The organism is Billgrantia aerodenitrificans (genome assembly GCF_021404405.1).
GTDB lineage: Bacteria > Pseudomonadota > Gammaproteobacteria > Pseudomonadales > Halomonadaceae > Halomonas > Halomonas aerodenitrificans.
The window spans coordinates 143,996-169,449 of the sequence record NZ_JABFTV010000004.1 but is presented as its reverse complement, the minus strand read 5'-3'; the positions used below and the strand labels follow the sequence as shown (position 1 = coordinate 169,449).

The following is a 25,454-nucleotide window of genomic DNA, read 5'->3' as shown; positions in this document are numbered from 1 at the left end:
TGGCGCGGCTTCGGGCGCCAGTAGTGAGCACATTGGCGCCCCCCACATGTGGACAGCTCCGGGACGAGGCCGCCGGGGAGGCGCTGTGAATCCTTCCCTGGACGCTATTTTTTCCATCCATGGAAAAAAACCTCCCCTGCGCCCTGCCCCGAAGCTGATGATGCAGAAGCTGCTCCTCAGTCTTGCCTGCGCTCCGGCCGCGCAGTGATCCGCCAATCGCGGCCCACAGCGCGCATGTCGAGAATCTCCAGCGGACGCTGCTGGGCCATGCGCGTCAATCCCGGCAAAGCGAACAGCGGACGCGCCTCGCCGCCCAGCAGGGTCGGCGCGACGAACAGCTGCATCTCGTCGACCAGGCCGGCATCGAGCATGGCGCCGGCGAGCGTGGCTCCGGTTTCCAACAGCAGCTCGTTGACCAGCTCCTGCTCGGACAGGTAGCGCAGCAACGCAGCCAGATCGACACGACCGTCGTCACCGGTAGGCAACACCAGCACTTCGGCGCCGGCCGCCTCGAGCCGCGAGCGGCGCTCGGGATCATATCCCGATACGGTAGCCACCAGGGTGCGTCCCGGCTCACGCAGGCAGGCGGCTGCCTGGGGCAGCCGCAGTTGGGTATCGACCACCACGCGCAGTGGCTGACGTTCGGCGATGACCTCGGCATCGTCGAGGCCGAGCTGCGCCGCCCGCACCGTGAGCCGCGAATTGTCGAAGATGATCGAGTCGACGCCGGTCATGATCGCGCTGGCGCTGGCCCGCAGCCGCTGCACTTCAGCTCGCGCGTGGGGGCCGGTGATCCACTGGGACTCTCCCGACTGCATGGCGGTGCGGCCATCCAGGCTCATGGCCATCTTCAGACGCACGAAGGGCCGCCGACGGGTCATGCGTGAGATGAAGCCGGGGTTGAGCGCTTGCGCTTCCGCTTCGAGCAGACCCACCGTCACCTCGATGCCCGCCTCGCGCAGCATGGCGATACCCCGCCCCGCCACTTCGGGATTGGGGTCCTGCATGGCCACCACCACCCGCTTGACGCCGGCCTCGGTCAGTGCCACGGCACAGGGGCCGGTTCGGCCATGATGGGAGCAAGGTTCCAGAGTCACGTAGGCGGTGGCACCGCGAGCGGCCGCCTGTGCCATGTTCAGCGCATGCACCTCGGCATGAGGTTCCCCGGCACGCTCGTGCCAGCCCTCACCGACCATCTTCCTGTTCTTGACCAGAACGCAGCCCACCCGCGGGTTGGGGTGGGTGGTGTAGCGTCCGCGGCGGGCGAGTTGCAGCGCTCGTGCCATCCATGCGGCATCGGTCGGCTTGGCCATGCTCTCCTCGTTCAACTGGGCAGGTTGGCTATGCTCGGCGGCAGGCAGCTTGGAGATAAAGCCTATTCTTCGGCGGTACCCGGCGGAAACCCCGGCTCCTGGGCCAGCCGATCGATCTCGGCCCGAAATTCGTCGATATCCTGGAAGCGACGGTAGACCGAGGCGAAACGAATGTAGGCGACCTGATCGAGGCGCTTGAGCGCCTGCATTACGGCCTCGCCGATGTCGCGGGCCTGGATCTCGCGCTCGCCGCTCGCCCTCAGCCGATGGCGTATGCGCTCGACGGCGGCCTCGATGGCCTCGGCGCTGACGGGGCGCTTCTCCAGCGCACGCAGCATGCCGGCGCGCAGCTTGTGCTCGTCGAAGGTCTCGCGGGAACCGTCGGATTTCACCACCCGAGGCATGACCAGCTCAGCGGTCTCATAGGTGGTGAAGCGCTCACCACAGTCGGTGCACTGGCGGCGACGGCGCACCTGGTCGCCGTCCGCCACCAGGCGGGAGTCGGTCACGCGGGTATCATGGGCGCCGCAGAAAGGGCAATGCATGGTATCGATCCGAACGTGAAGCGGGGCGACACGAGGTCGCGCGTGAGTCACAAATGTGAGCCAATTGACCCGATATTGTACCCACTCCCCCGCTGATCGCCCAGCACACAGGTCAAGCCGGCATGCCGGGCGCTCGATTCGGCGTCAGTGACGGTGCCCTTCTCCATGATCATGATCATGGTCGTGGTCATGGTCGTGGTCGTGGTCGTGGTCGTGAGCATCACCATGGCCGTGATGCCCCTCAGCACTCACCTCGATACGCTTGACGGGCGCCGTGATCTGCTGGGACTCACCCGTGTCGAAGCGCAGCTCGATCTCGACGGGCTCCCCCTCCACCAGCGGAGCAGTCAGCCCGATCAGCATCAGGTGCAAGCCACCGGGTGCCAGCGCGACCGACTCGCCTGCAGGCACGACGATCTCGGTGACCTTGCGCATCTGCATCACACCATCGACGTCTTCGTGGTTGTGCAGTTCCATGACCTCGGCAGCGGGCGAGTCTGCCTCGACCAGGGTCACGTCCTGCTCCCCTGGGTTACGCAGCGTCATGAAGGCAGCCGAGGCCTGCGAGCCGGGGGGCACGGCGCGTACCTGGGCCTCTTCGACGAGCAGCGACTCGGCAAGGGCCGTCAATGACACCAGCGACAGGCCGGCAGTGAGCAAGAGTGAACGGACCAGCACCATAATGAAACTCCTTGTTGTATCGTTGGCGTGCGCCAGGGAATCAGGCAAACAGCTTACTACGATGTCGTGCGTCAGGAGACCGGATGCGTCAACCCGACACGCTCGGCTTCCCAGCGGCAAGATGAACCTGCGCTCGTTGCGGGAGTCCATCGCAGAGACGCTTCATCCGAAGTAAATCCACCCAAGGAACCCCACATGGCACTTCGCTTCACGCTGCTCATGGCCACCCTGGCCCCCCTGGCTGTCGTCTCGGCGGTGCATGCCGACGAATGGCCTGGCCCGGTTCAGGCCTTGGTCGAGGAAGGACTCGAGATTCACGGCGAATTCGAGGCGCCCGGCGGACTAGCCGGCTATGCCGCCAGCCATCAGGGTCGCGAGATGACCGTATACGTCACGGCCGATGGCCAACATGCCATCGTCGGTACCATGATCGATGCCGAGGGCAACGATCTCTCCGAGGCTCCCCTAGACGAGCTGGTCAGAGCCCCTCAGGAGGGCCAGGTCTGGCAGCAGCTGGAGCAGAGCCACTGGATTCAGGACGGTCAGGAAGACGCGCCTCGCGTGCTGTACACCTTCACCGACCCCAACTGTCCCTACTGCCGACAGTTCTGGGAGCAGGCCCGCCCCTGGGTCGAGGCCGGTGAGGTTCAGCTGCGCCACGTCATGGTGGGTATCATGCAACCGGACAGCCCGGCCAAGGCTTCCGCCCTGCTGGGCGCCGAGGATCCCGAGGCCGCCTTGCACGACCACAGCGGCGGCGACAGCGTGGCTCCCTCGGCCCAGCCCCGCCATATCGAGGATAAGGTGTATCGCAACAATCAGCTGTTCGACGAGCTCGGGCTTTATGCCACCCCGACCACGGTCTATCGCCACGAGGGGCGGCTGCAGCGTGTAGACGGCATGCCGAATGAGGCGAGGTTGCACGAGATGATGGGCGGCGAGGCCCCCTGAACCATTGCGACGACAGGACGACCCCGCTGACGCAGCGCGGGGTCGCCACTTGAATCACCCTCGAGCGGGTAGCGCCCGGGCCAGGAACCAGCCCGCTACCATGGCCACGAGCATGGCGAACAGCGGCGCGGTGAGCCCGGCAATGGCGGCGATGGCCGGTCCGGGGCAGTAGCCGGAAAGCCCCCAGCCGACGCCGAACAGGGCGGCACCACCGATCAGCCGTGTGTCCAGGTCCTGGCGGGTCGGCAACTGGAAGGTCTCGCCGAGCATCGGCCGCTCCCGGCGAAATACCAGCCGGTAACCAACGAAGGTCGTCACCACGGCGCCCCCCAGCACGAACATCAGCGTGGGGTCCCAGGCACCGAAGATATCGAGAAAGCCGAGCACGCGGGCGGGATCGGTCATGCCGGCAAGTGCCAGGCCCAGGCCGAACATCAGCCCGGCGATATAACCCATGAGCGTCTTCATGCGCCACCTCCGAGCACGTGCCGTACGACATAGACGGTGACGATGGCGCAGATCAGGAAGGTCAGCGTGGCCACCAGCGAGCGCGGCGACAGCCGAGCCAGGCCACAAACACCGTGACCGCTGGTGCAGCCACTGCCCAGACCGGTGCCCACGCCCACCAGCAGCCCCGCCACCAGCATCAGCCCCACCCCACCGGCGGGCGGACCGACCACTTCTCCGGGCGCACCGGCCACATTGCCCAGCCCACCGCCCGACAGCATGAGCAGCAGCGGGCCGCTGACCAGGCCTAGCATGAAGGCCACGCGCCAGGCGCTATCCCCCTTAGGCAGCGTCGTCACCAGGCTCCCGACGATGCCGCTGATGCCGGCGATGCGGCCCAGCGTTGCCATCAGCCATACGGCCGATAGGCCGATCAGCACACCCCCTGCCAGCCCCTGCAGACCTGCCGTCCAATCCATCTCTAGCTCCTTCGTGTGTCGTCGTTGATCAATGGCTTGGGTTGTCCTGCGCTCACCGGACCGACGCTGCCACAGGAGAGCCCCGGCACAGCGTCTTCACCACGCAGCGAGCGCCAGGCGTCAAAAGTGCTCAGGTAAACCTGACCGGTCAGCTCACGACAGAAGCGGGTATGCTGCAGTCGATCCATCACCGGCCCCTTCACCTCCGCCAGATGCAGCCTGACCTCGGCATCGCGCAGGCGGGCATTGATCACCTCGAGACTTTCCAGGGCCGAGGCGTCGATGACGTTCACTGCCTGACAGGTCAGCACGATATGCCGCAGCCCAGGCTGACGTGCAGCCAGCGCCATGACCGTGTCCTCGAGGTAGCGCGAGTTGGCGAAATAGAGACTCTCGTCGACCCGCAGAATGGCCAACTCAGCGTCGGTTTCGACCTGATGCCGTTCCACGTTGCGGAAGTGCTCGGTACCCGGAACGCGTCCTACCACGGCACTGTGAGGACGGCTCGTATAGTAGAGATGCAGCGCCAGCGAGAGCCCCACGCCTGCCAGGATGCCTGTCTCGACCCCCACACCGAGCGTCAAGCCGATGGTGACGAGCATGGCCATGGCATCGCAGCGGGAATACTCCCAGTTCCTGCGAATGGCGGCAACATCCACCAGAGACAGCACTGCCACGATGATGGTAGCCGCCAGGGTCGCAATCGGCAGATGAGCGATCAGCGGCGTCAACAGCAATGCCGCCGCGGCGATGCCTAACGCCGTGAAAGCGCCTGCCGCGGGCGTCTGGGCGCCGGCGTCGAAATTCACGACCGAACGGGCGAAGCCGCCGGTAACAGGCATACCGCCGGTGAAGGAAGCGGCGATGTTCGAGGTTCCCAACCCGATGAGCTCCTGGTCGGGGTCGATACGCTGCCGCCGCTTGGCGGCAAGGGTCTGACCCACCGATACCGACTCGACGAAGCCGATGATGCTGATCAACAGCGCCGCCACCCACAACTGACTCCACAGACCGCTATCGAAAGCCGGCAGGGTCAGCGGCGGCAGGCCCGCAGGTACCGTGCCCACCACGGCAACGCCCTTGGCATTCAGCCCCAGCCACCAGCTCGCCAGTGTCGTTACCGCCACGGCGATGATTGGCGCGGCCTTGGTCAACGTCTCCGCCGGTCGCGGCGGCATGCCTGCACGCTCGAGGCCCGGCTTGAGCCAACGCCTGGCGGCATATAGGAATACCAGCACGGAAAAGCCGACTGTCAGCGTTGGCAGGTGTAGGTCGCCGAGACCAACGGCCAGGCTGTTCAGCCAGTCGAGCAGATTGTGTCCTTTGGCCGCCACGCCCAGCACGTGCCCCAGCTGACTGGCCGCAATGAGCAGACCGGTGGCGGTGATGAACCCCGAGATCACAGGGTGGCTCAAGAAGTTGGCCAGAAAGCCTAACCTGGCCACGCCCATCAGGGTCAGGACGAGCCCCGACATCAGTGCCAGCACCAGAGCAGCACCGAGATACTCCGGCGTGCCCTGGGGGGCCACCTGCCCCACCGCCGCTGCCGTCATCAGCGACACCACCGCTACCGGCCCCACCGCCAGGGTGCGGCTGGTGCCGAAGACGGCGTAGATCACCAGCGGCGCGATGCTGGCATAGAGCCCCACCTCCGGCGGCAGTCCGGCCAGCATGGCGTAGGCCAGCGACTGCGGGATCAACATGACGGTGACGATCACCGCCGCCAGCAGGTCGCTGCCCAAGGTCGCCCGACCGTAGCCGGGCAACCACTGCAGGATGGGAAGGTAGCGCTTGGGATTCACGCGACGCGCCTCAGAACTTGTCGATCGGCACCTTGAGATAGACCTGGCCGTTGTCCTCCGGGGGCGGCATGTGACCGGCACGCATGTTGACCTGAACCGAGGGTAGGATCAGGCGCGGCATGTCGAGGGTGGCGTCACGCTCGGTGCGCATGTGGACGAACGCTTCCTCGCTGATCCCCTCACGCACGTGAACGTTATGCGCACGCTGCTCGGCCACCGTGGTCTCGTGCTGATACTGCTCGCGATCCGGCGTCTTGTAGTCATGGCAGAGAAAGAGGCGCGTTTCGTCCGGCAGCGCCAGCACCTTCTGGATCGAGCGATAAAGGGTGCGGGCATCGCCACCGGGAAAGTCACAGCGGGCGGTGCCATAGTCGGGCATGAACAGGGTGTCGCCGACGAAGGCGGCATCGCCGATCACATAGGTGAGGCAAGCCGGCGTATGGCCCGGCGTATGCAGCACCCGTCCTTCCATATTGCCGATGGCGAAGGTATCACCTTCCTCGAAGAGGCAGTCGAACTGACTGCCGTCGCGGGCGAACTCGGTGCCGGCGTTGAAGACCTTGCCGAAGACCTCCTGCACCACGGTGATCCTGGCACCGATACCGGTCCTGCCGCCCAGTTTCTCGTGCAGGTAGGGAGCGGCAGAGAGGTGATCGGCGTGGACGTGGGTCTCGAGGATCCATTCCACGTTCAGCCCTTCCCGGCAGATGAATGCAATGATGGCATCCGCCGAGCGGGTGTCGGTGCGTCCCGCGGCGTAATCGAAGTCGAGCACCGAATCGATGATGGCACAGGCGCTGCTGCCTGGCTCCCTCACCACATAGCTGAAAGTGTTGGTGGGCTCGTCGAAGAAGTGGGTCACGATCGGCTTGGACATGGGGCCATTCCTCCGCTGTACGTCATTGCCGGGTATGATGACAGCATACATCAAATCTAGTTATATTATTAGGCTTTTTTGTTATATAAAGCCTGCGACACAAAATCCATGACGATCAGCGATGCAGACACCCAAGCGAGGCCAAACGCTGACGCGATGGACCTCGCCATGAGCGTGTCGATGGCGTCACTTCTTCAGCTTGCAGGTATTGATGCCAAGCAGTTGGTAGGCCGGGCAGAAATTGAACAACCCGGTTGCCAACGGCACCACGCCAATCCAACCCCAGGCGCCGATGCTCCCGGTCAAGGCCAGACCGATCAGCACCGCACCGACGACGATGCGCGCCACCTTGTCGATACCGCCAACGTTGCTCTTCATGTCTTCACCTCACTGTCATGGTTCAGAAGCTGAATACCGGAATACTCAAGTCACGCATCATTTCGGCAATGCGGCCTGGAGCCGCCACGCCGATGCCTTCGCGCAGGTCGCTTTGGGCATAGTCGCTGTTGGGCAGGTAGATGGCGCATACATCGACCTGGGCCCCCTGATTGACCAGCATTTGCAGAATCCCCTCCGGGGTCACCTGTCCCGCCGGGTTCTCTGGTGGGGTATTGATCGGCGCGGAGCTGGCGTAGCTCCTGGCCGCAAGGTCGCCGGCAGCATCGCAGAGCAGAAGCGACAACTCGGTGCCTTGCTGCTGCATGGCATTGGCAAGAATCATTGCCATGCCTTGGGTTTGCAGGGACTCGCTGGTAAGGATCACCAAGGCTCGATCGGCGGCAGCACCATGCTCAGCGTCAGCCCCGCTGGAACCGTCGGCCGACACTGCACCAGACAACCCGATCAAGGCTCCTGCGGCCAGGAAGAAGCTCGTTCTGATCATCGCTCGCCTCAAATTTTTAATAACAAAATGGAATATTTTAATAACCAAGATTCAATCAAAGCGTAGCCTAAATAGCTTCATCTCTTAAGAGGAAAGAGAGGGATAATTGACCCATATCAATTTTTTACTGACTCCCGGCCTTGCCATGCCGTACTGACAGCGCCTTCAGCAGAACGAAAAAAGGCCGCACGCAGCGGCCTGGTAATGGAAATATGCAGTGAACTGGGAAAGCGCTTTCCTAGAGCTGAATACGGTCGCCGTAGCCCGGCACTTGCGCTTCGATACCGCTCTCCTCCAAGGCGTGCTTGAGCACCTGCTGGGTTTCAGGCTCGCCATGCACCAGGTAGAAACGTGGCTTGTCGCGGAAGGCACCGGCCCAGCCGATCAGTTGGCTCTGCCCAGCATGGGCGGAGAAGCCGCCAATGGTGTGCACCTTCGCCTTCACCGCAAGCTCCTGCCCGAGAACACGCACCTTCTCGGCTCCGTCTACGAGCTGGCGCCCCAGCGTGCCGGCCGCCTGGAAGCCGACGATCACCAGGCGGGTGTTGGGTTTTTCGAGGTTGTAGCGGAAATGATGAACGATACGTCCACCGGTGCACATGCCCGCCCCGGCAATGATGATCGCCCCGCCGTGAATGCGGTTGATCGCCATGGACTCCTCCACCGTGCGCGTCATGCGTAGGATCGGCAGGTAACGGCCAGTATCGCCGCTGGCTGCGATGTTGAGCACCTTGAGGTCTTCGGCATCAAGACTCTTGCGGGCACGGTGGTAGAGTTCGGTGACCTTGATCGCCATGGGGCTATCGAGGAACACCATCTGCTGACGCAATCGGCCCGCGTGGTAGAGCACACTGAGGTGATAGAGGATCTCCTGGGTTCGGCCCACGGCGAAAGCGGGAATGAGTACGTTACCTCCGCTGGCGTGGGCCTCCTCCAGCACTTGGGCAAACTCTTCGAGCGTCTCTTCCAGGGGGCGGTGGTCGCGATCGCCGTAGGTGCTCTCCATCAGCACCACATCGGCTTCGAAGAGCTTTTCCGGCTCCTTCATGAGTACCGAGCTCGGGTTTCCCAGGTCGCCGGAAAAGACGATCCGCTTGGTCTGCCCGCCGGATGGCACCGCCAGCTCGACGATCGCCGAACCGAGGATATGACCGGCATCGCGAAATATCAGCGTCGCTCCACCCGGCAACGGGATGGGCTGGCCATACCCATGAGACTTGCACTGCTGCAGTGTGCGCTCCACGTCCGCCAACTCGTACAGCGGCTCGAGCAGCGGCTTGTCGTTGCGCTTACGCCACTTGTTTTCCCACTCGACGTCCTTGGCCATGATGAAGGCGGCATCCTCGAGCATGATCTCGAGCAGGTCCCGCGTACCGCGTGTGCAGTGAATAGGGCCGCTGTAGCCTTCCCGCACCAGTTTGGGCAGCAGCCCAGCATGATCCAGATGGCCGTGGGACAGGACCACGGCATCGAGCTGCCTCGCCAGGCTGCCGAATGGCTTGGCATTGGCCTCGTCGGCACTCTTGCCGCCCTGGTGCAGCCCACACTCCAGCAACACACGATAGGAACGGTCGGTCCCTTCCATCTCGATGAGATACCGGGAACCGGTGACTTCACCGACAGCCCCTTGAAACGTCAACGTCGACATAAGCGTATGGTCCACCAAAGTTCATTGCTTGCTTCAAGCATAACGGAAGGCGAGCCCGCCGGCTGAGCCGAAACACCGGCACGGGTCAAGATTAGCGCAGCCAGCGCAGCACAAACGCAGAGCCCCGCGCCGTCTTGGACGGCGCGGGGCTCTACTATCCGAAAAGGTCGTTCAGCGTATCAGCGATAGACCGGGAAGCGCGCGCAGACGGCCTCCACCTTGCCCTTCACCTCGCCTTCGATGGCGGCAGTATCCTCACCCTTGGCCATGACGTCGAGGATGTCGCAGATCCAGCCGGCCAGCTCGCGGCATTCACCTTCACCGAAGCCGCGGGTGGTCACGGCCGGGGTGCCGATGCGCAGACCGGAGGTCACGAACGGGCTCTGCGGATCGCCAGGCACCGCATTCTTGTTGACGGTGATGTGGGCGCGGCCCAGGGCAGCGTCAGCATCCTTGCCGGTCAGGCCCTGCTTGATAAGCGAGAGCAGGAACAGGTGATCCTCGGTGCCACCGGAAACGATGTCGTAGCCGCGCTCGATAAACACACCGGCCATGGTCTGGGCGTTCTTGACCACCTGCTGCTGATAGCTCTTGAAGCCGGGCTCCATGGCCTCCTTGAAACACACCGCCTTGGCGGCGATGACGTGCTCCAGCGGGCCACCCTGACCGCCGGGGAACACGGCCGACTGCAGCTTCTTCTCGATCTCTTCGTTGCCTTCGGCGGAAAGGATCAGGCCACCGCGCGGGCCGCGCAGGGTCTTGTGGGTGGTGGTAGTGACCACATGGGCGTGGGGCAGCGGGCTCGGATAGACCCCGGCCGCCACCAGGCCGGCGATGTGGGCCATGTCGACCAGAAGGAAGGCGCCCACTTCATCGGCAATCTCGCGGAACTTGGCCCAGTCGATGATCTGGGAGTAGGCGGAGAAGCCGGCGATGATCATCTTGGGCTGGTGCTCACGGGCCAGACGCGCCACTTCCTCGTAATCGATGCGGCCGCTGCCGTCGATGCCGTACTGCACGGCGTTGTAGTGCTTGCCGGAGAAATTCGGCTTGGCGCCGTGGGTCAGGTGACCGCCGGCATCGAGGCTCATGCCCAGTACGGTGTCGCCCGGCTTGACCAGCGCCTGGAACACGGCGCTGTTGGCTTGGGAGCCGGAGTGGGGCTGAACGTTGGCGTAGCTGGCAGCGAACAGCTGCTTGGCGTAGTCGATGGCCAGTTGCTCGACGATGTCGACGTACTCGCAGCCGCCGTAGTAGCGCTTGCCGGGGTAGCCTTCCGCGTACTTGTTGGTCAGCTGGCTGCCCTGGGCTTCCAGAACGCGCGGGCTGGCGTAGTTCTCGGAGGCGATCAGCTCGATGTGTGCTTCCTGGCGTGCGACCTCCTTCTGCATCGCATCGAACAGGGCATCATCGAAACCGGCAATCGTCATGTCACGGCTGAACATCGGCGGCAAACCTCGCATGGGGAAATCGGGATGCGCCATGATACCCCAGCCCATGGCGGCTTTCACTTGAAAGGCCGTCATGAGCTGGTGCAGAAATTCTCATGCTTCCTTTAGCTCTAGTAAGGGAACGCTAGTCAAATCGACGAGCGAGATGAAGCGTAAGGCGCACGGAGCACAGTACCGAGCGAAGCGACAAACAGCCGAAGGCTGGCCCCGAAGGGGCGAGAAGCCGAAGGCTGCGAGTCGACCGGAGCCTATGGGGTATAGGTGAGGATTTCGACGGTCCGACGCTTCGGCACCGCGCAACGCAGCGATTCGCTCGCGCAGGCATTTGTTAGCGTTTCCTCAGCGAGTTTCGACCTTAACACTGAGCTTCCCCGGCACCCCCAACGGGTCGCTCATATAGCTGGTCACGGTGCTTTGTGCCGGCAGGGTCACACGCACGTCGAGGTGCTGCGCACTGCCCTCCAGCAGGTCGACCAATCCCACCAGGATGGCCTGGATCTCGGGGCCGAACATCATGCCGAAGCCCTGGGCCTGGGTGCGCACCTGCTCGACGTACAGCGCCTCGGTCACGCCCTCCATGGCCGCCCCCAGCGTGGCCAGGCGCGAGAACAGGCCCTGGTTGGCCAGGCTCAGGTGAATGTTACCGCCCAGCAGGGTGGCGTCTTCGAGCCACTCCATGTTGCTGAAGGCATCGCTGGGTGTCACCTCGTGCGGTAGCAGCAGCGGCAGATTGATGTCGAGCAGCAGGCTCAAGGCATCGTGTATGTCGATCTGGCTGTCGCTGATCAGCACGCTGTGTTCATCCTTCTCCTGCCAGCTGCCAAGCAAGGCGGCATCGAGGCGCAGCTCGCCGCTGCCGCCGGTCAGTACGTTGCTGACCATGCGCAGTTGGGTGCGCTCATCCTCGGGAGCGAGCTCGATCATGCGCGCCAGATCCATGTGCAACCCCTCGAGACGCACTCCACCCTTGCCGTCGTCGAAGTTGCCGTCGAGATCGAACAGGGCCAGACGAGCGACCAGCTCGGGAGACTCCACGGCCAGATCACGCAGCACCAGCGAGGCCAATTTCTCCTCGCCCTCTTTATCGATCCCGGTCAGCCCCTCCAGGCGCAGCGAACGCAGCGTGAACGACCCGGAGCCGAGCTCTTCCAGTTCATCGAAAACGCCAGCCATGCCGGAGATCTCCAGCATGCCGATCGCCTCATGGGAGAGCGACTCGCCGCGCAGCTTGTCGATGGTCATGCGACCATGGCCGCTGCTGAGCGGCGTGTCGAAGAAGATCTCCTCGGCAAGCTCCGAGGCAAGCTCGATCACGATGCCGTCGATGGCAAGGCTACCCAGGCGCACCTGCTCGGGCGTCAGCGCATCATCATGCAGCGGAAACACCGCCTGCGACGGCTCACCGAGCACGATGCGCTCGACACTCATCAGGGTCAGTTCGGTGAGGCTGTCCTCGATACGCAGGCCTTCGAGCGTGACATCGGTGGGGGCGTCGTAGTCCCCACTGACGATATAACGGTCGATCAGCAGCCGCTCGCCCTCCTCGGCCTCGAACACGATATCCTCGGCGGTGAGCCGTGAACGCAGCATGGCGCTCGAGACATCGCCGATGGAAAGCGTTCCGCCTTCGCTGAACAGCGCGCGCAGGTCGGCTTCGAAGCGCTCTGCGTCCGCCATCGCGACACCATGGGCGCCGAAGAGCGCAACGAAGACAAGGGCCTGCTTCAGGCCGATCGATCGGGGTCGGTAAAGCTTCATCGATGCCACCTCCTGTGCACTGCATCGGTCGGATAGGAAGGTGGCAAGGCACGCCGCACCACATTCGCGTTTACATAGTGTAACCGCATTCATGCAGTGCAGCGCTCAAACATCGCCGCGGGCGTTTCAACGTCGCGGCGGAGGCATCAGGCCTCTCCCAGCGGCCCCAGGCTTGCCGCCGGGGCCTGCTTGCGCAGGCCCCGCGACAGGACATGCCCGATGGCACCGATCAGCGCCGCGCCACCCAAGGGCAGCACGATCCAAAGCCATAGGTGAAGGCGCGGTGCCAGATCGAACCAGGCGATATAGATGCCGGCAGTAGCCAGCTCGGCCAGCAGCGCGCCCATCAGCCCGCTGGCCAAGCCGAGAATGGCGAACTCGGCTCCCTGCACACGGGAAATCAGGCTCTGGCCGGCGCCGAACACCCGCAGCAGGCCGCTTTCGTGAGCCCGCGCCGGACGACTGGCCGTCAAGGAGGCGTAGAGCACGCTCACCCCGGCCAGCAGCACGAAGGCCAGCACCAGCTCCACCGCCCGGGTCACCTGGGCAACGACGTCACGCACCTGGGCCAGGATGGCGTCGATGTTGAGCAGCGACACTCCGGGGAAGCGCTGCACCAGTTGGCGCAGCGTCTCGCCCTGCCCCGCCTCCAGATGGAATGCGGTGATGAAGCTGTGGCCGAAGCGCTCCAGCACCCCGGGTGGGAAGATGACGAAGAAGTTGGGCCGGAAGCTGTCCCAGTCCAGGTTGCGCAGGCTCGCCACCTCACCGACGATCTCCTCGCCGCCGATGGTGAAGGTCAGGCGATCGCCCAGCGACAGGCCCAGGCGCTCGGCCAGCCCATCCTCCAGCGAGATCGGCACCACGCTCTGCGCCGGCTCGGCATCCACCTCGCCCAGCCAGCCGTTGGGTGAGGCCTCCGCAAGCGTATCGAACCACTGGCCGGCTACCATCCGGTTGCCCTCGGGCAGCTCGGCCTGCCAGGTGAGATTGAGTTCACGACGCAGCGAGCCGTCACCGCGGGACTCCACCGGCACGGCGTCACGGGCCGACTCACCGTTGATCTCGGTAAGCCGCCCACGCACCATCGGGTAGAGCGCGGTGCGGTCGTCGGCGTTGGCCTCAAGGGCCTCGATGAATGCCTCGCGCTCGGCGGGCTGGATGTTGATGGCGAAGTAGTTGGGTGCATCCTCGGGCAACTGGTCCTGCCAGGTGGTGAGCAGGTCGCCCCGCACCATGGCGATCATGGCCATGGCGAAGAAGGTCACCGAGAAGGCGAGCAGTTGCCCCAGGCTGGCGGAACGCCGCCGCGCCAGCTGGCGCCCGCCCAGGCGCAGGGCCTGGCTCAACTCCGCTCCCTTGCCGCCCCCCTGGGGCAGACGTGCGGCAACGCGCAGTACCAGGCCGAGCAACAGACCGCCCAGACTCCACAGCACCACCAGCATGACCAGCCCGCCGACCAGCAGCGAAGCCGCCAGGCCGAAGTCGCCGGAGTAGAGCCACAGCAGACCGCCGAACACCAGGCTGGCCACCAGCACCACCAGCCAGGCTGCGGCCGGCAGCGGGTCGAGCTCGCGGCGCAGCACCTTGAGCGCGCTGACCCGTTTCAAGCGCAGCAGCGTGGGGCCGGCAAAGCCGACCAGCACCGCCAGCGCCGTCAGCACACCGAGCCACAGCGGCAGCCAGCCCGGCGGCGGCAGAGTCAGCGGCAGGAAGGCCGTGAGCAGCGCCAGCAGCGCGGCCTGACCGACCAGGCCCAGCAGCGCCCCGAGCAGCGATGCCGCCAGCGCCAGCCACAGCAGCTGCAGGGCGAAGAGCCAGGTGAGATCGCGCTGAGTGGCCCCGAAGCAGCGCAGCAGCGCCGCGGTATCCAGATGCCGCTCCACATAGCGGCGCGTGGCCATGGCCACCGCCACCCCGGCCAGCAGCACCGCGGCAAGACCGGCCAGGCTCAGGTAGCGCTCGGCACGCTCCAGGGCGTTGCCGAGGCCCGGTCGGTCGCGGCGCACGTCGCGCACCTCGACGCCGTCACGACGCAGGCGCTCGAGCAGCGGCGCCAGTTGATCCAGCGCCTGGGGCAGGCCGGCGGCAAGCAGCTCGAATTCCACCCGCGCTCCCGGCTGCACCAGGTTGGTGGCCTCGAGGTCGTCGAGATGGACCATCAACCGCGGGTTGAAGTTGCCGAAGCCGGCGGACTGGTCCGGCTCGCGCTCGACCAGTCCGGTCAACGTCAGCTCGCCCTCGCCCACTTGAATGCGGTCGCCCAGCTCCGCCTCCAGCAGCAGCGCCAGGCGCGGCGCCACCCAGGCTTCCCCCGGAGCGGGGCCGTGGCCGACCGTCTCGAGACCCTCGCCGCGGTCGACGTAGACCTCGCCGTAGTGGGGGTAGATGCTGTCCACGGCCTTGAGACTGGCCGGCTGGAAGGCGTCGCCGAAGCTGACCATGGTCACCATGTCGACCTGGTCGCTCAGCGTCATGCCGGCCTCTTCCAGGGTCTGGCGCAGCTCCTGGCTGAAGGGGCGGCCCTGCTCGAGTACCAGATCGCCGCCCAGCAGCTGACCGGCCTGACGGGTCAAACCACGGTCGAGGCGGTCGAGAAAGAAGCCGATCATGGTCGAGGCGGCCACCGCCAGCGCCAGAGCGACGAACAGCGCACGCACGTCGCTGGCGCGCAGATCGCGCAGCAGGCCGCGGGCGGAGAGGCGCAGCAGGTTGGCGCCCTCGGCCTGGGTAGAGGCTCGGCTCATGCGCCCACCTCTTCATCGCGCAATAGTTCGATCAGCTGCCCCTCCTCCAGACGCAGGCTACGATCGCAGCGCGCCGCCAGCGCATGGTCGTGAGTCACCAGTACCAGGGTGGTGCCGGCTTCGCGGTTGAGCTGGAACAGCAGGTCGATGATGCGCGCCCCGGTGGCTTGATCCAGGTTGCCCGTGGGTTCGTCGGCGAACACCAGCTCGGCGCCGGTGACAAAGGCCCGGGCCAGCGCAACCCGCTGCTGTTCGCCGCCGGAAAGCTGCTTGGGCAGATGCTCCATGCGCTCACCCAGACCGACGCGGGTGAGCCAATCGCGGGCCCGGGCCCCGGCGTCGGGAAGCGGCGAGAGCTCCAATGGCAGCAGCACGTTCTCCAGCGCCGTCAAGGTCGGCAGCAGCTGGAAGTTCTGGAACACGAAGCCGACCCGGCCGGCACGCAGCCGGGCGCGGCCATCTTCATCGAGCTTGCCGAGCGTCTCGCCGAATAGTTCGAGCTCGCCGCCGCTCGGCTCGTCCAACCCCGCCAGCAGGCCAAGCAGGGTCGACTTGCCTGCGCCACTCTGGCCGAGGATCGCCACGCTCTCGCCGGGGAACACTTCGAGCTCCAGACCACTCAGAATGGTGAGCCGCCGTTCGCCACTCGTCACCTGCTTGCTCAGCTGACGAGCATGTAGAATCGGTTTGGCGTCACGCCCGGAAGCGGCGGCAAGCGAAACAGCATCTCGAGTCAAGGAGTCGGTCATGGTGAAAGTCTTTCCCTTTGGTCTGGTAGGCGTCTGGCTGGCGCGCTGGCGTTCCTGCGGCGCTGGCCTTGCCGGTAGCGCGCTGTTCGCCCTGGCACTGGTCACTGCTCCGGCCCTGGCAGCCGAGCGTCCGGTCCTGCTGGTAATAGGTGACAGCCTGAGCACAGCCTATGGCTTCGAGCAGGAGGCCGGCTGGGTCACCCTGCTCGAGGAGCGGCTCGACGGCAGCGCGCGGGTCGTCAATGCCAGCATCAGCGGAGAGACCAGCGGCGGCGGTGCCAGCCGGCTCCCCGAGCTACTCGGACAGCACGACCCGGACATCGTTCTGCTCGAGCTGGGCGGCAACGACGGTCTGCGCGGCCTGCCGCCGACCCAGATGGAGGCCAATCTGGCCGGCATGATCGAGGCCAGCCAGGCCGCCGGCGCCGAAGTGCTGCTGCTCGGCATCGACATTCCGCCCAACTACGGGCAGGCCTACCGCCGCGCCTTCACCGACGTCTTCAGCCGTCTGGCCGATACCTACGATACCCCACTGGTGCCTTTCCTGCTGGAAGGCGTGGCGCTGGAAGATGGCCTGATGCAGAGCGACGGCATCCACCCCACCGCCGAGGCCCAACCCATCATACTCGACAACGTCTGGCCCGCCCTCGAACCGATGCTGGAAAACAACGGCGTGCAGCTGGCCGAAGTGGCAGCGGAATGAGCGACTAGCCGGCGGTCCATTTGCGGACTATTCTTGGACCACCATCATGTTATCAGGAGTGCACTCATGCGCACCGAGACCATCAGCTACCTCAAGCAGAATGCGGCCACACTCGACGTGGAGGAGCCCTTGGTCATCACGCAAAAGGGCAAGCCTACCTACGTGGTGGAGTCCTACGCCGCCCACGAGCGCCGCGAGCAGGCTATTGCCTTGCTCAAGCTGCTGAGCCTGGGCGAGAAGAGCCGTGAGGAAGGCAAGACCATGAGCGCCGAGGAGTTCATGGCGCGGCTCGAGACCAGGCACGAGGCACGCCGTGGCGAATCATTATGACAACGCCGCTGCGAGTGGTCTTCGAAGCCACGGCAGAACTCAGCCTGGAAACCTGCGAGAACTTCCTGCTCGACAAACTCGAGCTCCCGTTGCCGCGTGTCGAGACAATTTCACGAAACCTCGTCACGACCTGTCTCGAACGGCTCTCGACCCATCCCCATACCTATCCTGTCTGCTGCCTGGCCCTGGAGCTGGGCATCGGCCACTACCGTGAGCTGCTGATCGACGGCTACCGGGTCATCTATCGCTTCTGGCCCGAGCAGGAGCAGGTGTCAGTCTATCTCTTCGCCCATCAGCGCCAGGACTTCAAGCAACTGCTGTTCGAATATCAGCTGCTCTCCTGAGCCGCTGCCCGCGGTGCCTTCTGCCATTGCTGTAACCCCAGGCCACCAAGGATCAGCACCAGCCCGACCAGAGTGGAGAGCAGGATCGGCTCGCCCACCACCAAATAGAGCAGCAGCAGAGAGACCGGCGGCGACAGGAAGATCAGGTTGGAGACCCGCGCCGTACGCGACACCCGATGCATGGCCAGCTGCCACAGCACGAAGGCGATGCCCATCTCGAACAGGCCGACGTAGACCCCGGCGCCCAGCGCCGCCCAGCCGTGCCAGGTGAAGCCGGGCCCCAGCAGCATCAGCAGCGTGAGCACCGGCAGGCCGACGCTGAAGTTCTGCCACTGGGCCACCAGCGGTGGGCGGGCGTCGCGCACGTTGAGCAGCCAGTAAAGCGCCCACAACAGCGTCGAGCCCAGCGCCAGCCCCACGCCCAGCGGATCGGCAAAGGCCACGTCGAGCACCTGCCCTCGCGTGGCGATCACCCACACCCCAGCATAGGCTATCAGCCCTGCCGCCACGTCGGTGCGGGTCAGCCGCTGGCCGAGGATGGGTACGGCGAGAAAGGCCATGGCCAACGCCCAGGTGTAGTTGAGCGCCATGGCCTCCTGGCCCGGCAGGCGGGCATAGGCACCGAACAGCACCAGATAGTAGGCCACCGGGTTCATCAACCCGGCCCAGGCGGCGGTGCGCCAGCCGCGGCGCAGGGCCTGGCCGAGCAGCCCCTGACGCATCACCAGCACGCCCATCAGCAACCACGACACTGCAGATGCCAGCCACATCAGCTCCAGCGGCGACATGTAGCCCAGCGCCACCTTGAAGGCGGTGGCCACCGTCGACCACAGCGCCACGGCGCCCAGGCCGAACAGAATCGCCTGGCGGTCCTGATTCGGCATTGCCGCACTGGCCATGGTTTTCATCTATCGATATGCCCCAGGTCCCGCCCGGGGTCGAGTCTGTCGCGTACCCGCTGCTTGAGCTGCTTGCTGTCGGGGAAGCCGCCGTCGCGCTTGCGCTCCCAAAGCGACTCGTCATCAAAGAAGATCTCGAAATAGCCCCCGTGGGAGGGCACAAGGGCGACCTCTTCCAGCTCCTCGCCAAAGGTGGAGAGCAGCTCCTGGGCCAGCCAGGCGCTGCGCAGCAGCCACTGACACTGGGTGCAGTAATGGATGCGGATGCGTGACATGCGGACCACCCTGTCGCAACAATGGAACCGGAATGATAGCAGCCGAGGAGCCGGAATGAGCGAGCGCGAGATCAGCCAGTCGCGACTGTACGAGTGGTTGACGGGCGATGAAGACAGCCGCATGTGCAAGGACATCGCCGACGAGGCCTGCGACGAGCAGCCACGCAATTTTTTCCTGCACCTGTTCGCCTCCTTGGGCAACAAGCTGGCAGACGAACTCTCCAGCGCCCGCCTGGTGCTACCCTGGCTGCTCGGCGTGATCGGCGCCCCGCTGTGGATGGTCGGGCTGCTGGTGCCGATCCGCGAAGCGGGGGCCCTGCTGCCGCAGCTGTTCGTCGCCGGCTTCATTCGTCTCAAGCCGCAGCGCAAGTGGGCCTGGGTCGTCGGCGGCTGCCTCCAGGCCTTGGCGGCGGTGACACTCGCGCTGCTCGCCCTGTTCGGCCAGGGCGGGCTCGGCGGCGCCCTGGTACTGATCACGCTGGTGGCACTTTCGCTGGCCCGCGGGCTCTCGTCCATCGCCACCAAGGACGTGCTGGGCAAGACCATCGCCAAGCAGCGCCGCGGCAACCTGCTGGGCTGGAGCGGCAGCGTGGCCGGGGCCGTCACCCTGGCTGCCGGCGGCGTGTTGATGCTGTTCGAAGATCGCCCCGGCGAACTGGCCCTGGCGGCACTGCTAGGCGTCGCCGCGCTGGGCTGGGCCGTCAATGCCCTGTGCGCGGCCCGCATCGCCGAGGTGCCGGGCGCCGTGGAGGGCGGCGAGAACGCCTGGAGCAGCATCAAACTGGGGCTGCATCTGATGCGTGAGGACCGCAACTTCCTGCACTTCAATATCTCACGTGCGCTGCTGCTGGCCAGCGCCCTGGCACTGCCCTATGTAGCGTTGCTCGGTCAGCAGCAGAGCGGCGCCGAGCTTGGCGGGCTGGGCCTGCTGATCGTGGTCTCGGGCCTCGCCGGCATGCTGGCAAGCCCGGTGTGGGGCAAGCGCTCCGACACCTCCAGTCGCAGCGTGCTGCGCGACACCGGCCTGGGCGCTGCGGCCTGCTGTCTGCTCGGCGCCGGCATCGCCTGGCTGCCGGGAGAGTGGACCACCCAGGTATGGCCCTATGCCCTGGTTTATGCTCTGCTTGTCGTCGTCCACGCCGGGGTGCGCCTGGGCCGCAAGACCTACCTGGTCGACATGGCAGGCCAGGACAAACGGGCACTCTACGTCGCGCTTTCCAATACCATCACCGGTGTGCTGATGCTTTTTGTCGGTGGCATGACGGGTGTGCTGGCCCAGTGGCTGGGTACCGACTGGCTGCTGGTGGTACTGGCCGTGATGGCGCTGGGAGCCGCCACCTCCGCTGCACGCCTGCCGGATGTCGAGTAAAGTTCAGTAGACGTTGTCAATCTGGCGCCGGCTGGCCATGGTGTAGCATAGTGACATTTGGTAATAGACACGATCGGTAACCGCCAAGCCCGAGACAGGAATGCCTGGAATGAAACGAACCCCATTGATCAGCCCCGAACTGCTCGAGCGAATCGTCGACGCCTCCGAGGACGGCATCGTGGTCGCCGAACAGGAAGGTGACGAGAACATTCTCATTTACGTCAACAAGGGCTTCGAGCGGCTCACCGGCTACAGCGCGGACGAGATCCTGTACCAGGACTGCCGCTTCCTGCAGAACGACGACCGCGACCAGCCGGCGCTGGACAACATCCGCAAAGCGCTGGCCGAGGGCCGGCCGTGCCGGGAGGTGCTGCGCAACTACCGCAAGGACGGCACCCTGTTCTGGAACGAGCTGTCGATCACCCCCGTCTACGATGCCGACGACAACCTGACCTACTACATCGGTGTACAGAAGGACGTCACGGAGCGCGTCGAGGCGCAGCGGGAGTTGGAACGAATCAAGGCCGAGCACGGCCTCTCGTAACCTGCAGGCGCAAAGAAAAAAATCGCGATTAAGCTTGCTCTCGGCTCCTTCCGGATATATATAGCCGTCAGGTGCCGATCTTTGGCACCGATGGCGCTTCAGGTCCGTCGCTTCGGACGCGAAGCGGATGTGCGATACGTCGATCGCAGCGCGGTCGACACTGGGCCATGGGAGGACTTCGCATGAGCCATGAACCCCTTGTCAACGACACTCACGACGACGACGACTTCCTCGAAGCGGTGAACGACGACGACTATGTGCGTCCTCGCGCCTCCAGCCGTGCCGATACCCTGCGTGCCCGACGCCGCGTCGAGGCCCTGTTGGAAGAGCGCCGCCTCAAGCGCGTCATCGAAGACGACTGGATGCTGCTCGACGAGGAAGAAGAAGAGTAGACACCCCCATCGCAGCGACACTGGCCTTTGCCCTGCCCGACCACTATCATCGTGGCCACTGAACCCCTCAACTCCAGTGGAATTCCATGGCGCAATACGTCTTCACCATGAATCGGGTGGGCAAGGTCGTTCCGCCCAAGAAGCAGATCCTCAAGGACATCTCCCTATCCTTCTTCCCGGGCGCCAAGATCGGCGTGCTGGGCCTGAACGGTGCCGGCAAATCGACCCTGCTGCGCATCATGGCCGGAGTAGACAAGGAGCATGAAGGCGAAGCGCGCCCCATGCCCGGCATCAACATCGGCTATCTGCCCCAGGAGCCCCAGCTCGACGACGACAAGAGCGTGCGCGAGACCGTGGAGGAGGCGCTGGGCGAGATCAAGGAGGCGCAGACCAAGCTGGACGCCGTTTACGCCGCCTACGCCGAGCCGGATGCCGACTTCGATGCCCTGGCCGCCGAGCAGGCGCGCCTGGAGAACATCATCGAGGCCGCCGACGCGCACAACCTCGAGCGCAAGCTGGAAGTCGCCGCCGAGGCGCTGCGCCTGCCGCCCTGGGACGCCCGTGTCGGCCACCTCTCTGGTGGTGAGCGCCGTCGCGTGGCCCTGTGCCGGTTGCTACTCTCCAGCCCCGACATGCTGCTGCTCGACGAGCCCACCAACCACCTGGACGCCGAATCGGTCGCCTGGCTCGAGCGCTTCCTGCACGATTACCCCGGTACCGTGGTAGCCATCACCCACGACCGCTACTTCCTCGACAACGTGGCCGGCTGGATTCTCGAGCTCGACCGCGGCCACGGCATCCCCTTCGAGGGCAACTACTCCCAGTGGCTGGAATCGAAGGAGAAGCGACTGGAGCAGGAGGCCAAGCAGGAAGCCTCACGCCAGAAGGCGATCAAGCACGAGCTGGAGTGGGTGCGCAGCAACGCCAAGGGGCGTCAGGCCAAGAGCAAGGCGCGCCTCAACCGCTTCGAGGAGATGCAGTCGGGCGACTTCCAGAAGCGCAACGAGACCAATGAGATCTACATTCCGCCCGGCCCGCGCCTGGGCGACAAGGTGATCGAGTTCCACGGCGTGTCCAAGCGCTTCGAGGACAAGCTGCTCTACGAGGATCTCACCTTCACCGTACCCAAGGGGGCCATCGTCGGCATCATCGGCGGCAACGGCGCCGGCAAATCGACCCTGTTCAAGCTGATTACCGGCAAGGAGCAGCCCGATAGCGGCGAGGTGGTGATCGGCGAGACCGTCGACATCGCCTACGTGGAACAGCTGCGCGACGCCCTCGAAGACAAGCAGACGGTGTGGGAAGCGGTCTCCGACGGCCAGGACATCCTCAACATCAATGGCTACGAGGTCTCCTCACGCGCCTATGTTGGCCGCTTCAACTTCAAGGGCAACGACCAGCAGAAGTTCCTGAAGGACCTCTCCGGCGGTGAACGCGGCCGTCTGCAGCTGGCCCAGACCCTGAAGCAGGGCGCCAACGTACTGCTGCTCGACGAACCGTCCAACGATCTCGACATCGAGACCCTGCGCGCACTGGAAGAGGCGCTGCTCGCCTTCCCCGGCTGCGCTCTGGTGATCTCCCACGATCGCTGGTTCCTCGACCGCATCGCCACCCACATTCTGGCGTTCGAGGGCGACTCCCACGTGGAGTTCTTCGAGGGCAACTACACCGACTACGAAGCGGATCACCGCAAGCGGGTCGGTAACGACACCCCGCACAGGATGAAGTACAAGCGCATCGACGCCTGATCTCGCCGGATGCCACAAACGCAACGAGGCCCCGCCATGCGGGGCCTCGTTGCGTTTGCCAAGATGGCAAGGCTACGGTTTTCGCCCGGTGATCAGCGAGACGATGAACAACACGATGAACAGGAAGAACAGGATCTGAGCGATGGTCGTCGCCGCACCGGCGATGCCGGTGAAACCCAGCACCCCCGCAATGATGGCGATGATCAGAAACAGCATGGCATTGCCGAGCATATGGACCTCCTTGACTCGTTTAGCGCCAATTTCCTTCGGCGCAGTTTCCCTATCAGGTGCCTTTAAGCCTTGCGTGAACTCACCGAAGCGTCAAGTTACCACCGGTGACGCCTTGTTATGGTTCTGCTACATCACCGTACGAAACTGCCGCTTGTCGGCTCGTGCCTGCCGGGCTCAGTAGAGCTCCGGCTCGCCCTCCGGGCGCGTCTTGAAACGCCGATGCAGCCACATGTACTGCTCCGGGTGCTTGCCGATCGCCCGCTCGATGAAGGCGTTGACCTGCCTGGCATCACGCACTTCATCGCCACTGGGGAAATCCTCCAGCGCCGGGTGGCACTCGATGGTATAGGTGCGATCATCCGGGTTGCGGTGAAACATTAGCGGCACCACCGGCGCTCCGGTCATTCGCGCGATCTTGGCGGTCAGGCGAATGGTTGCCGCTTCGATGCCGAAAAGCGGAGCGAACACGCTGACGTCGCGGCCGAAATCCTGGTCCGGCGAATACCACACGATGTGCCCGGCCTTGATGCGCCGTACTACCCCGCGCAGGTCATGGCGATCGATGGCTTCGCCGAAGATGCGACTGCGCGCGCGGGTCATGAAACGATCGAACAGCGGGTTGTTGTGCGGCCGGTAGACCACGTCGGAAGGGAAGTAGAGCGAGTGCAGCGCACCGCCCAGGTCCAGCGTCGAGAAGTGGATGCCCACCACCAGCACGCCCTTGCCCTTGGCGTAGGCCGCATCCAGATGATGGCGGCCCTTGTAGGTCACACGATGGCGCAGATGCTTGGGGTCGCGACACCAGCCCGTTGCAGTCTCGAGAATGCCGATGCCATTGGCCTCGAAGGTCTCACGCACCAGCTTGGCACGCTCGGCATCGCCAAGCTCGGGGAAACAGAGCTTCAGGTTGGTGTCGACGATATGGCGACGGCGCGGCACTGCGGCCCAGGCCAATAGACCGAGCGCCCTGCCGATGGCGAGCTTGAGCCGCCATGGCAGCCAGGCCCCCACCCGCATGGCACCGATGGCCAGCCATGCAGGCCAGAAGCGGGGATGGGCGTAGGAGTCGGGCCAGTTGCGTTTGGACATGCAGGATTCCGTTCAGTCGAGCCGCGAATAGCGCCGGGGAACTCGCGGCAGAATACCGGTCAACAGCGTATAGCTGATGGTATCGCAATAGCGAGCCACCTCATCGACGCCGAGCACCGCACCATGACGGGAGCGCCCCCACAGTACCACCTCGGTGCCGATGTCGGCCTCGGGGATGTCGGTCACGTCCACCGTCAGCATGTCCATCGACACCTTGCCGGCAATCGTCGTGCGCTGTCCGGCCACCAGCACCGGCGTACCGTCGACCGCATGCCGATCGTAACCGTCGCCATAGCCGCAGGCCACCACCGCGATGCGTGATGGTCGCGGCGCCCGCCATCGCCCGGCGTAGCCCACCGGCTCCCCCACTGCCAGGTCGCGCACGGCAATGATCTCGGAGCGCAGCGTCATCACCGGCTGCAGCTGGCGGCTGGCCTCGCTGGGTCGTTCCAGCGGATCGCTGCCGTACAGCATGACCCCGGGACGAACCCAACTGCCATGGGACTGCGGCCAGGCCAGGGTGGCCGGGGAGTTGGCCAGACACAGCGGTGCCTCCAGGCGCTGCGCCAGGTCTCGCATGCGTTCCAGTTGGGTCTCGAAGTAGCCGGCATCGATGGCGTCGGCGGTGGCGAAATGGCTCATCAGCTGCAGGCCGGTGGCGCACTCGGGGGCTGCCGCCAGGCGCTGCCACACCGACTCCACCTGCCCGGGGGCAAAGCCCAACCGGTGCATGCCGGAGTCGACCTTGACCCAGACCGGGATCGGCCGGGCCGGACGATGCTCCAGCAAGGTCTGGAGCTGCCATTCGCTGTGCACCGCCATCCACAGGCCGAGCGCCTCGACGCGGGCCAGCTCCGCCGCCTCGAAAATACCTTCGAGCAGCACGATGGGCGACTCGATGCCACCCAGGCGCAAGGCCTCGGCCTCCTCTAGGCAGGCCACGGCAAAGGCGGGCGGACGCTTGCCTTCGGGCAGCGACTCGAGCGCGCGGGCACATGCCACGGCGCCATGGCCGTAGGCATCGGCCTTGATCACCGCCAGAGCCCGGCTCTCACCGGCCAGTTCACGAGCCAGGGCATAATTGTGACGCAGGGCGTCAAGATCGATGTCTGCGACCAGGGGCCTGGCCATGGCAACCTCCGCTGATAGGGAACAGCGCAGTATTATCTTTCATAACTCAAGCCGCTTCACGAAAGAAA

Annotated in this window: 27 protein-coding genes; 8 read left to right on the top strand and 19 right to left on the bottom strand. The window is 64.9% G+C overall.

Features of this window, described 5'->3' with window-relative positions:
• Positions 1-176: 176 nt before the first annotated feature.
• From ribD to HOP59_RS09115, 3 genes are all read right to left on the bottom strand, one after another.
• The gene (gene ribD, locus HOP59_RS09125; RefSeq protein WP_010627170.1) at positions 177-1,313 is read right to left on the bottom strand and encodes a bifunctional diaminohydroxyphosphoribosylaminopyrimidine deaminase/5-amino-6-(5-phosphoribosylamino)uracil reductase RibD; all 1,137 of its coding nucleotides are present in this window, start codon (positions 1,311-1,313) and stop codon (positions 177-179) included.
• A gap of 62 nt (positions 1,314-1,375) precedes the next feature.
• Positions 1,376-1,858 carry a transcriptional regulator NrdR gene (gene nrdR / locus HOP59_RS09120; RefSeq protein ID WP_010627169.1) on the bottom strand — a complete coding sequence of 161 codons (483 nt, stop codon included), beginning with the start codon at positions 1,856-1,858 and terminating at the stop codon, positions 1,376-1,378.
• A 144-nt stretch (positions 1,859-2,002) separates the two neighbouring features.
• Positions 2,003-2,539 (bottom strand): copper chaperone PCu(A)C, encoded by a 537-nt coding sequence (locus HOP59_RS09115; RefSeq protein ID WP_234253651.1) that lies wholly within the window; start codon positions 2,537-2,539, stop codon positions 2,003-2,005.
• 195 nt (positions 2,540-2,734) lie between these two features.
• Here HOP59_RS09115 and dsbG point away from each other — a divergent pair, with 195 nt between their 5' ends.
• Positions 2,735-3,490 carry a thiol:disulfide interchange protein DsbG gene (gene dsbG, locus HOP59_RS09110; RefSeq protein WP_010627167.1) on the top strand — a complete coding sequence of 252 codons (756 nt, stop codon included), beginning with the start codon at positions 2,735-2,737 and terminating at the stop codon, positions 3,488-3,490.
• Positions 3,491-3,544: 54 nt separating this feature from the next.
• Here the strand turns inward: dsbG and HOP59_RS09105 are convergent, their stop codons facing one another.
• The 11 genes from HOP59_RS09105 to HOP59_RS09055 all read right to left on the bottom strand — a co-directional run bounded on the left by HOP59_RS09105 (position 3,545) and on the right by HOP59_RS09055 (position 16,331).
• Positions 3,545-3,958: a DUF6691 family protein gene (locus HOP59_RS09105; RefSeq protein ID WP_010627166.1), complete on the bottom strand. Its 414-nt coding sequence runs from the start codon at positions 3,956-3,958 to the stop codon at positions 3,545-3,547.
• Entirely contained in the window at positions 3,955-4,449 is a 495-nt protein-coding gene (locus HOP59_RS09100; protein WP_234253927.1) for a YeeE/YedE family protein, read from the bottom strand. The genes HOP59_RS09105 and HOP59_RS09100 overlap by 4 nt, the downstream gene beginning before the upstream one ends.
• The gene (locus HOP59_RS09095; RefSeq protein WP_010627164.1) at positions 4,419-6,218 is read right to left on the bottom strand and encodes a SulP family inorganic anion transporter; all 1,800 of its coding nucleotides are present in this window, start codon (positions 6,216-6,218) and stop codon (positions 4,419-4,421) included. The genes HOP59_RS09100 and HOP59_RS09095 overlap by 31 nt, the downstream gene beginning before the upstream one ends.
• Before the next feature lie 10 nt (positions 6,219-6,228).
• A complete protein-coding gene (locus HOP59_RS09090) occupies positions 6,229-7,095 on the bottom strand; it encodes an MBL fold metallo-hydrolase (RefSeq protein ID WP_010627163.1) in 867 nt (288 codons plus the stop codon).
• A 186-nt stretch (positions 7,096-7,281) separates the two neighbouring features.
• Entirely contained in the window at positions 7,282-7,473 is a 192-nt protein-coding gene (locus tag HOP59_RS09085; protein ID WP_010627162.1) for a YgaP family membrane protein, read from the bottom strand.
• Positions 7,474-7,495: 22 nt separating this feature from the next.
• Positions 7,496-7,978 carry a DsrE family protein gene (locus tag HOP59_RS09080; RefSeq protein WP_234253649.1) on the bottom strand — a complete coding sequence of 161 codons (483 nt, stop codon included), beginning with the start codon at positions 7,976-7,978 and terminating at the stop codon, positions 7,496-7,498.
• A 238-nt stretch (positions 7,979-8,216) separates the two neighbouring features.
• Positions 8,217-9,626, bottom strand: coding sequence for an MBL fold metallo-hydrolase RNA specificity domain-containing protein (locus HOP59_RS09075; protein WP_010627160.1), 1,410 nt, complete (start codon positions 9,624-9,626; stop codon positions 8,217-8,219).
• Between the two features lie 179 nt (positions 9,627-9,805).
• A complete protein-coding gene (gene glyA, locus HOP59_RS09070) occupies positions 9,806-11,071 on the bottom strand; it encodes a serine hydroxymethyltransferase (RefSeq protein ID WP_010627159.1) in 1,266 nt (421 codons plus the stop codon).
• A gap of 345 nt (positions 11,072-11,416) precedes the next feature.
• A complete protein-coding gene (locus HOP59_RS09065) occupies positions 11,417-12,835 on the bottom strand; it encodes a hypothetical protein (protein ID WP_010627158.1) in 1,419 nt (472 codons plus the stop codon).
• 146 nt (positions 12,836-12,981) lie between these two features.
• Positions 12,982-15,582, bottom strand: a complete 2,601-nt coding sequence (locus HOP59_RS09060) for an ABC transporter permease (RefSeq protein WP_234253647.1) — start codon at positions 15,580-15,582, stop codon at positions 12,982-12,984.
• Positions 15,579-16,331, bottom strand: coding sequence for an ABC transporter ATP-binding protein (locus HOP59_RS09055; protein ID WP_010627155.1), 753 nt, complete (start codon positions 16,329-16,331; stop codon positions 15,579-15,581). Before HOP59_RS09055 ends, HOP59_RS09060 begins: the two co-directional genes overlap by 4 nt.
• Here HOP59_RS09055 and HOP59_RS09050 point away from each other — a divergent pair.
• The 3 genes from HOP59_RS09050 to HOP59_RS09040 all read left to right on the top strand — a co-directional run bounded on the left by HOP59_RS09050 (position 16,330) and on the right by HOP59_RS09040 (position 17,708).
• Complete coding sequence (locus HOP59_RS09050) at positions 16,330-17,034, top strand: arylesterase (protein WP_010627154.1); 705 nt, start codon at positions 16,330-16,332, stop codon at positions 17,032-17,034. The two genes, HOP59_RS09055 and HOP59_RS09050, sit on opposite strands and share 2 nt — an antisense overlap.
• A gap of 66 nt (positions 17,035-17,100) precedes the next feature.
• Entirely contained in the window at positions 17,101-17,364 is a 264-nt protein-coding gene (locus HOP59_RS09045) for a type II toxin-antitoxin system Phd/YefM family antitoxin (protein WP_010627153.1), read from the top strand.
• The gene (locus tag HOP59_RS09040; protein ID WP_010627152.1) at positions 17,361-17,708 is read left to right on the top strand and encodes a type II toxin-antitoxin system RelE/ParE family toxin; all 348 of its coding nucleotides are present in this window, start codon (positions 17,361-17,363) and stop codon (positions 17,706-17,708) included. Before HOP59_RS09045 ends, HOP59_RS09040 begins: the two co-directional genes overlap by 4 nt.
• Here the strand turns inward: HOP59_RS09040 and HOP59_RS09035 are convergent.
• Entirely contained in the window at positions 17,693-18,607 is a 915-nt protein-coding gene (locus HOP59_RS09035) for a DMT family transporter (protein ID WP_010627151.1), read from the bottom strand. The two genes, HOP59_RS09040 and HOP59_RS09035, sit on opposite strands and share 16 nt — an antisense overlap.
• 5 nt (positions 18,608-18,612) lie before the next feature.
• Positions 18,613-18,882: an Rdx family protein gene (locus HOP59_RS09030; protein WP_010627150.1), complete on the bottom strand. Its 270-nt coding sequence runs from the start codon at positions 18,880-18,882 to the stop codon at positions 18,613-18,615.
• A 55-nt stretch (positions 18,883-18,937) separates the two neighbouring features.
• Here HOP59_RS09030 and HOP59_RS09025 point away from each other — a divergent pair, with 55 nt between their 5' ends.
• The 4 genes from HOP59_RS09025 to ettA all read left to right on the top strand — a co-directional run bounded on the left by HOP59_RS09025 (position 18,938) and on the right by ettA (position 22,935).
• Positions 18,938-20,251, top strand: a complete 1,314-nt coding sequence (locus HOP59_RS09025) for an MFS transporter (protein WP_010627149.1) — start codon at positions 18,938-18,940, stop codon at positions 20,249-20,251.
• Between the two features lie 109 nt (positions 20,252-20,360).
• Positions 20,361-20,795: a PAS domain S-box protein gene (locus HOP59_RS09020; protein WP_010627148.1), complete on the top strand. Its 435-nt coding sequence runs from the start codon at positions 20,361-20,363 to the stop codon at positions 20,793-20,795.
• Positions 20,796-20,977: 182 nt separating this feature from the next.
• A complete protein-coding gene (locus HOP59_RS09015) occupies positions 20,978-21,187 on the top strand; it encodes a PA3496 family putative envelope integrity protein (RefSeq protein ID WP_010627147.1) in 210 nt (69 codons plus the stop codon).
• Positions 21,188-21,273: 86 nt separating this feature from the next.
• Positions 21,274-22,935: an energy-dependent translational throttle protein EttA gene (gene ettA / locus HOP59_RS09010; protein ID WP_010627146.1), complete on the top strand. Its 1,662-nt coding sequence runs from the start codon at positions 21,274-21,276 to the stop codon at positions 22,933-22,935.
• Positions 22,936-23,007: 72 nt separating this feature from the next.
• Here the strand turns inward: ettA and HOP59_RS09005 are convergent, their stop codons facing one another.
• From HOP59_RS09005 to alr, 3 genes are all read right to left on the bottom strand, one after another.
• Positions 23,008-23,166 carry a DUF1328 domain-containing protein gene (locus HOP59_RS09005; RefSeq protein WP_010627145.1) on the bottom strand — a complete coding sequence of 53 codons (159 nt, stop codon included), beginning with the start codon at positions 23,164-23,166 and terminating at the stop codon, positions 23,008-23,010.
• Positions 23,167-23,340: 174 nt separating this feature from the next.
• The gene (gene lpxL / locus HOP59_RS09000; RefSeq protein WP_010627144.1) at positions 23,341-24,255 is read right to left on the bottom strand and encodes an LpxL/LpxP family Kdo(2)-lipid IV(A) lauroyl/palmitoleoyl acyltransferase; all 915 of its coding nucleotides are present in this window, start codon (positions 24,253-24,255) and stop codon (positions 23,341-23,343) included.
• Positions 24,256-24,267: 12 nt separating this feature from the next.
• The gene (gene alr / locus HOP59_RS08995; RefSeq protein ID WP_010627143.1) at positions 24,268-25,386 is read right to left on the bottom strand and encodes an alanine racemase; all 1,119 of its coding nucleotides are present in this window, start codon (positions 25,384-25,386) and stop codon (positions 24,268-24,270) included.
• Positions 25,387-25,454 lie beyond the last annotated feature (68 nt).

Bases quoted from the DNA above. Each gene is read 5' to 3' on its own strand.
- ribD (WP_010627170.1), bottom strand. From the start codon at position 1,313: ATGGCCAAGCCGACCGATGCCGCATGGATGGCACGAGCGCTGCAACTC.
- nrdR (WP_010627169.1), bottom strand. From the start codon at position 1,858: ATGCATTGCCCTTTCTGCGGCGCCCATGATACCCGCGTGACCGACTCC.
- HOP59_RS09115 (WP_234253651.1), bottom strand. From the start codon at position 2,539: ATGGTGCTGGTCCGTTCACTCTTGCTCACTGCCGGCCTGTCGCTGGTG.
- dsbG (WP_010627167.1), top strand. From the start codon at position 2,735: ATGGCACTTCGCTTCACGCTGCTCATGGCCACCCTGGCCCCCCTGGCT.
- HOP59_RS09105 (WP_010627166.1), bottom strand. From the start codon at position 3,958: ATGAAGACGCTCATGGGTTATATCGCCGGGCTGATGTTCGGCCTGGGC.
- HOP59_RS09090 (WP_010627163.1), bottom strand. From the start codon at position 7,095: ATGTCCAAGCCGATCGTGACCCACTTCTTCGACGAGCCCACCAACACT.
- HOP59_RS09085 (WP_010627162.1), bottom strand. From the start codon at position 7,473: ATGAAGAGCAACGTTGGCGGTATCGACAAGGTGGCGCGCATCGTCGTC.
- HOP59_RS09080 (WP_234253649.1), bottom strand. From the start codon at position 7,978: ATGATCAGAACGAGCTTCTTCCTGGCCGCAGGAGCCTTGATCGGGTTG.
- HOP59_RS09075 (WP_010627160.1), bottom strand. From the start codon at position 9,626: ATGTCGACGTTGACGTTTCAAGGGGCTGTCGGTGAAGTCACCGGTTCC.
- glyA (WP_010627159.1), bottom strand. From the start codon at position 11,071: ATGTTCAGCCGTGACATGACGATTGCCGGTTTCGATGATGCCCTGTTC.
- HOP59_RS09065 (WP_010627158.1), bottom strand. From the start codon at position 12,835: ATGAAGCTTTACCGACCCCGATCGATCGGCCTGAAGCAGGCCCTTGTC.
- HOP59_RS09060 (WP_234253647.1), bottom strand. From the start codon at position 15,582: ATGAGCCGAGCCTCTACCCAGGCCGAGGGCGCCAACCTGCTGCGCCTC.
- HOP59_RS09050 (WP_010627154.1), top strand. From the start codon at position 16,330: ATGGTGAAAGTCTTTCCCTTTGGTCTGGTAGGCGTCTGGCTGGCGCGC.
- HOP59_RS09055 (WP_010627155.1), bottom strand. From the start codon at position 16,331: ATGACCGACTCCTTGACTCGAGATGCTGTTTCGCTTGCCGCCGCTTCC.
- HOP59_RS09045 (WP_010627153.1), top strand. From the start codon at position 17,101: ATGCGCACCGAGACCATCAGCTACCTCAAGCAGAATGCGGCCACACTC.
- HOP59_RS09040 (WP_010627152.1), top strand. From the start codon at position 17,361: ATGACAACGCCGCTGCGAGTGGTCTTCGAAGCCACGGCAGAACTCAGC.
- HOP59_RS09035 (WP_010627151.1), bottom strand. From the start codon at position 18,607: ATGGCCAGTGCGGCAATGCCGAATCAGGACCGCCAGGCGATTCTGTTC.
- HOP59_RS09030 (WP_010627150.1), bottom strand. From the start codon at position 18,882: ATGTCACGCATCCGCATCCATTACTGCACCCAGTGTCAGTGGCTGCTG.
- HOP59_RS09025 (WP_010627149.1), top strand. From the start codon at position 18,938: ATGAGCGAGCGCGAGATCAGCCAGTCGCGACTGTACGAGTGGTTGACG.
- HOP59_RS09020 (WP_010627148.1), top strand. From the start codon at position 20,361: ATGAAACGAACCCCATTGATCAGCCCCGAACTGCTCGAGCGAATCGTC.
- HOP59_RS09015 (WP_010627147.1), top strand. From the start codon at position 20,978: ATGAGCCATGAACCCCTTGTCAACGACACTCACGACGACGACGACTTC.
- ettA (WP_010627146.1), top strand. From the start codon at position 21,274: ATGGCGCAATACGTCTTCACCATGAATCGGGTGGGCAAGGTCGTTCCG.
- HOP59_RS09005 (WP_010627145.1), bottom strand. From the start codon at position 23,166: ATGCTCGGCAATGCCATGCTGTTTCTGATCATCGCCATCATTGCGGGG.
- lpxL (WP_010627144.1), bottom strand. From the start codon at position 24,255: ATGTCCAAACGCAACTGGCCCGACTCCTACGCCCATCCCCGCTTCTGG.
- alr (WP_010627143.1), bottom strand. From the start codon at position 25,386: ATGGCCAGGCCCCTGGTCGCAGACATCGATCTTGACGCCCTGCGTCAC.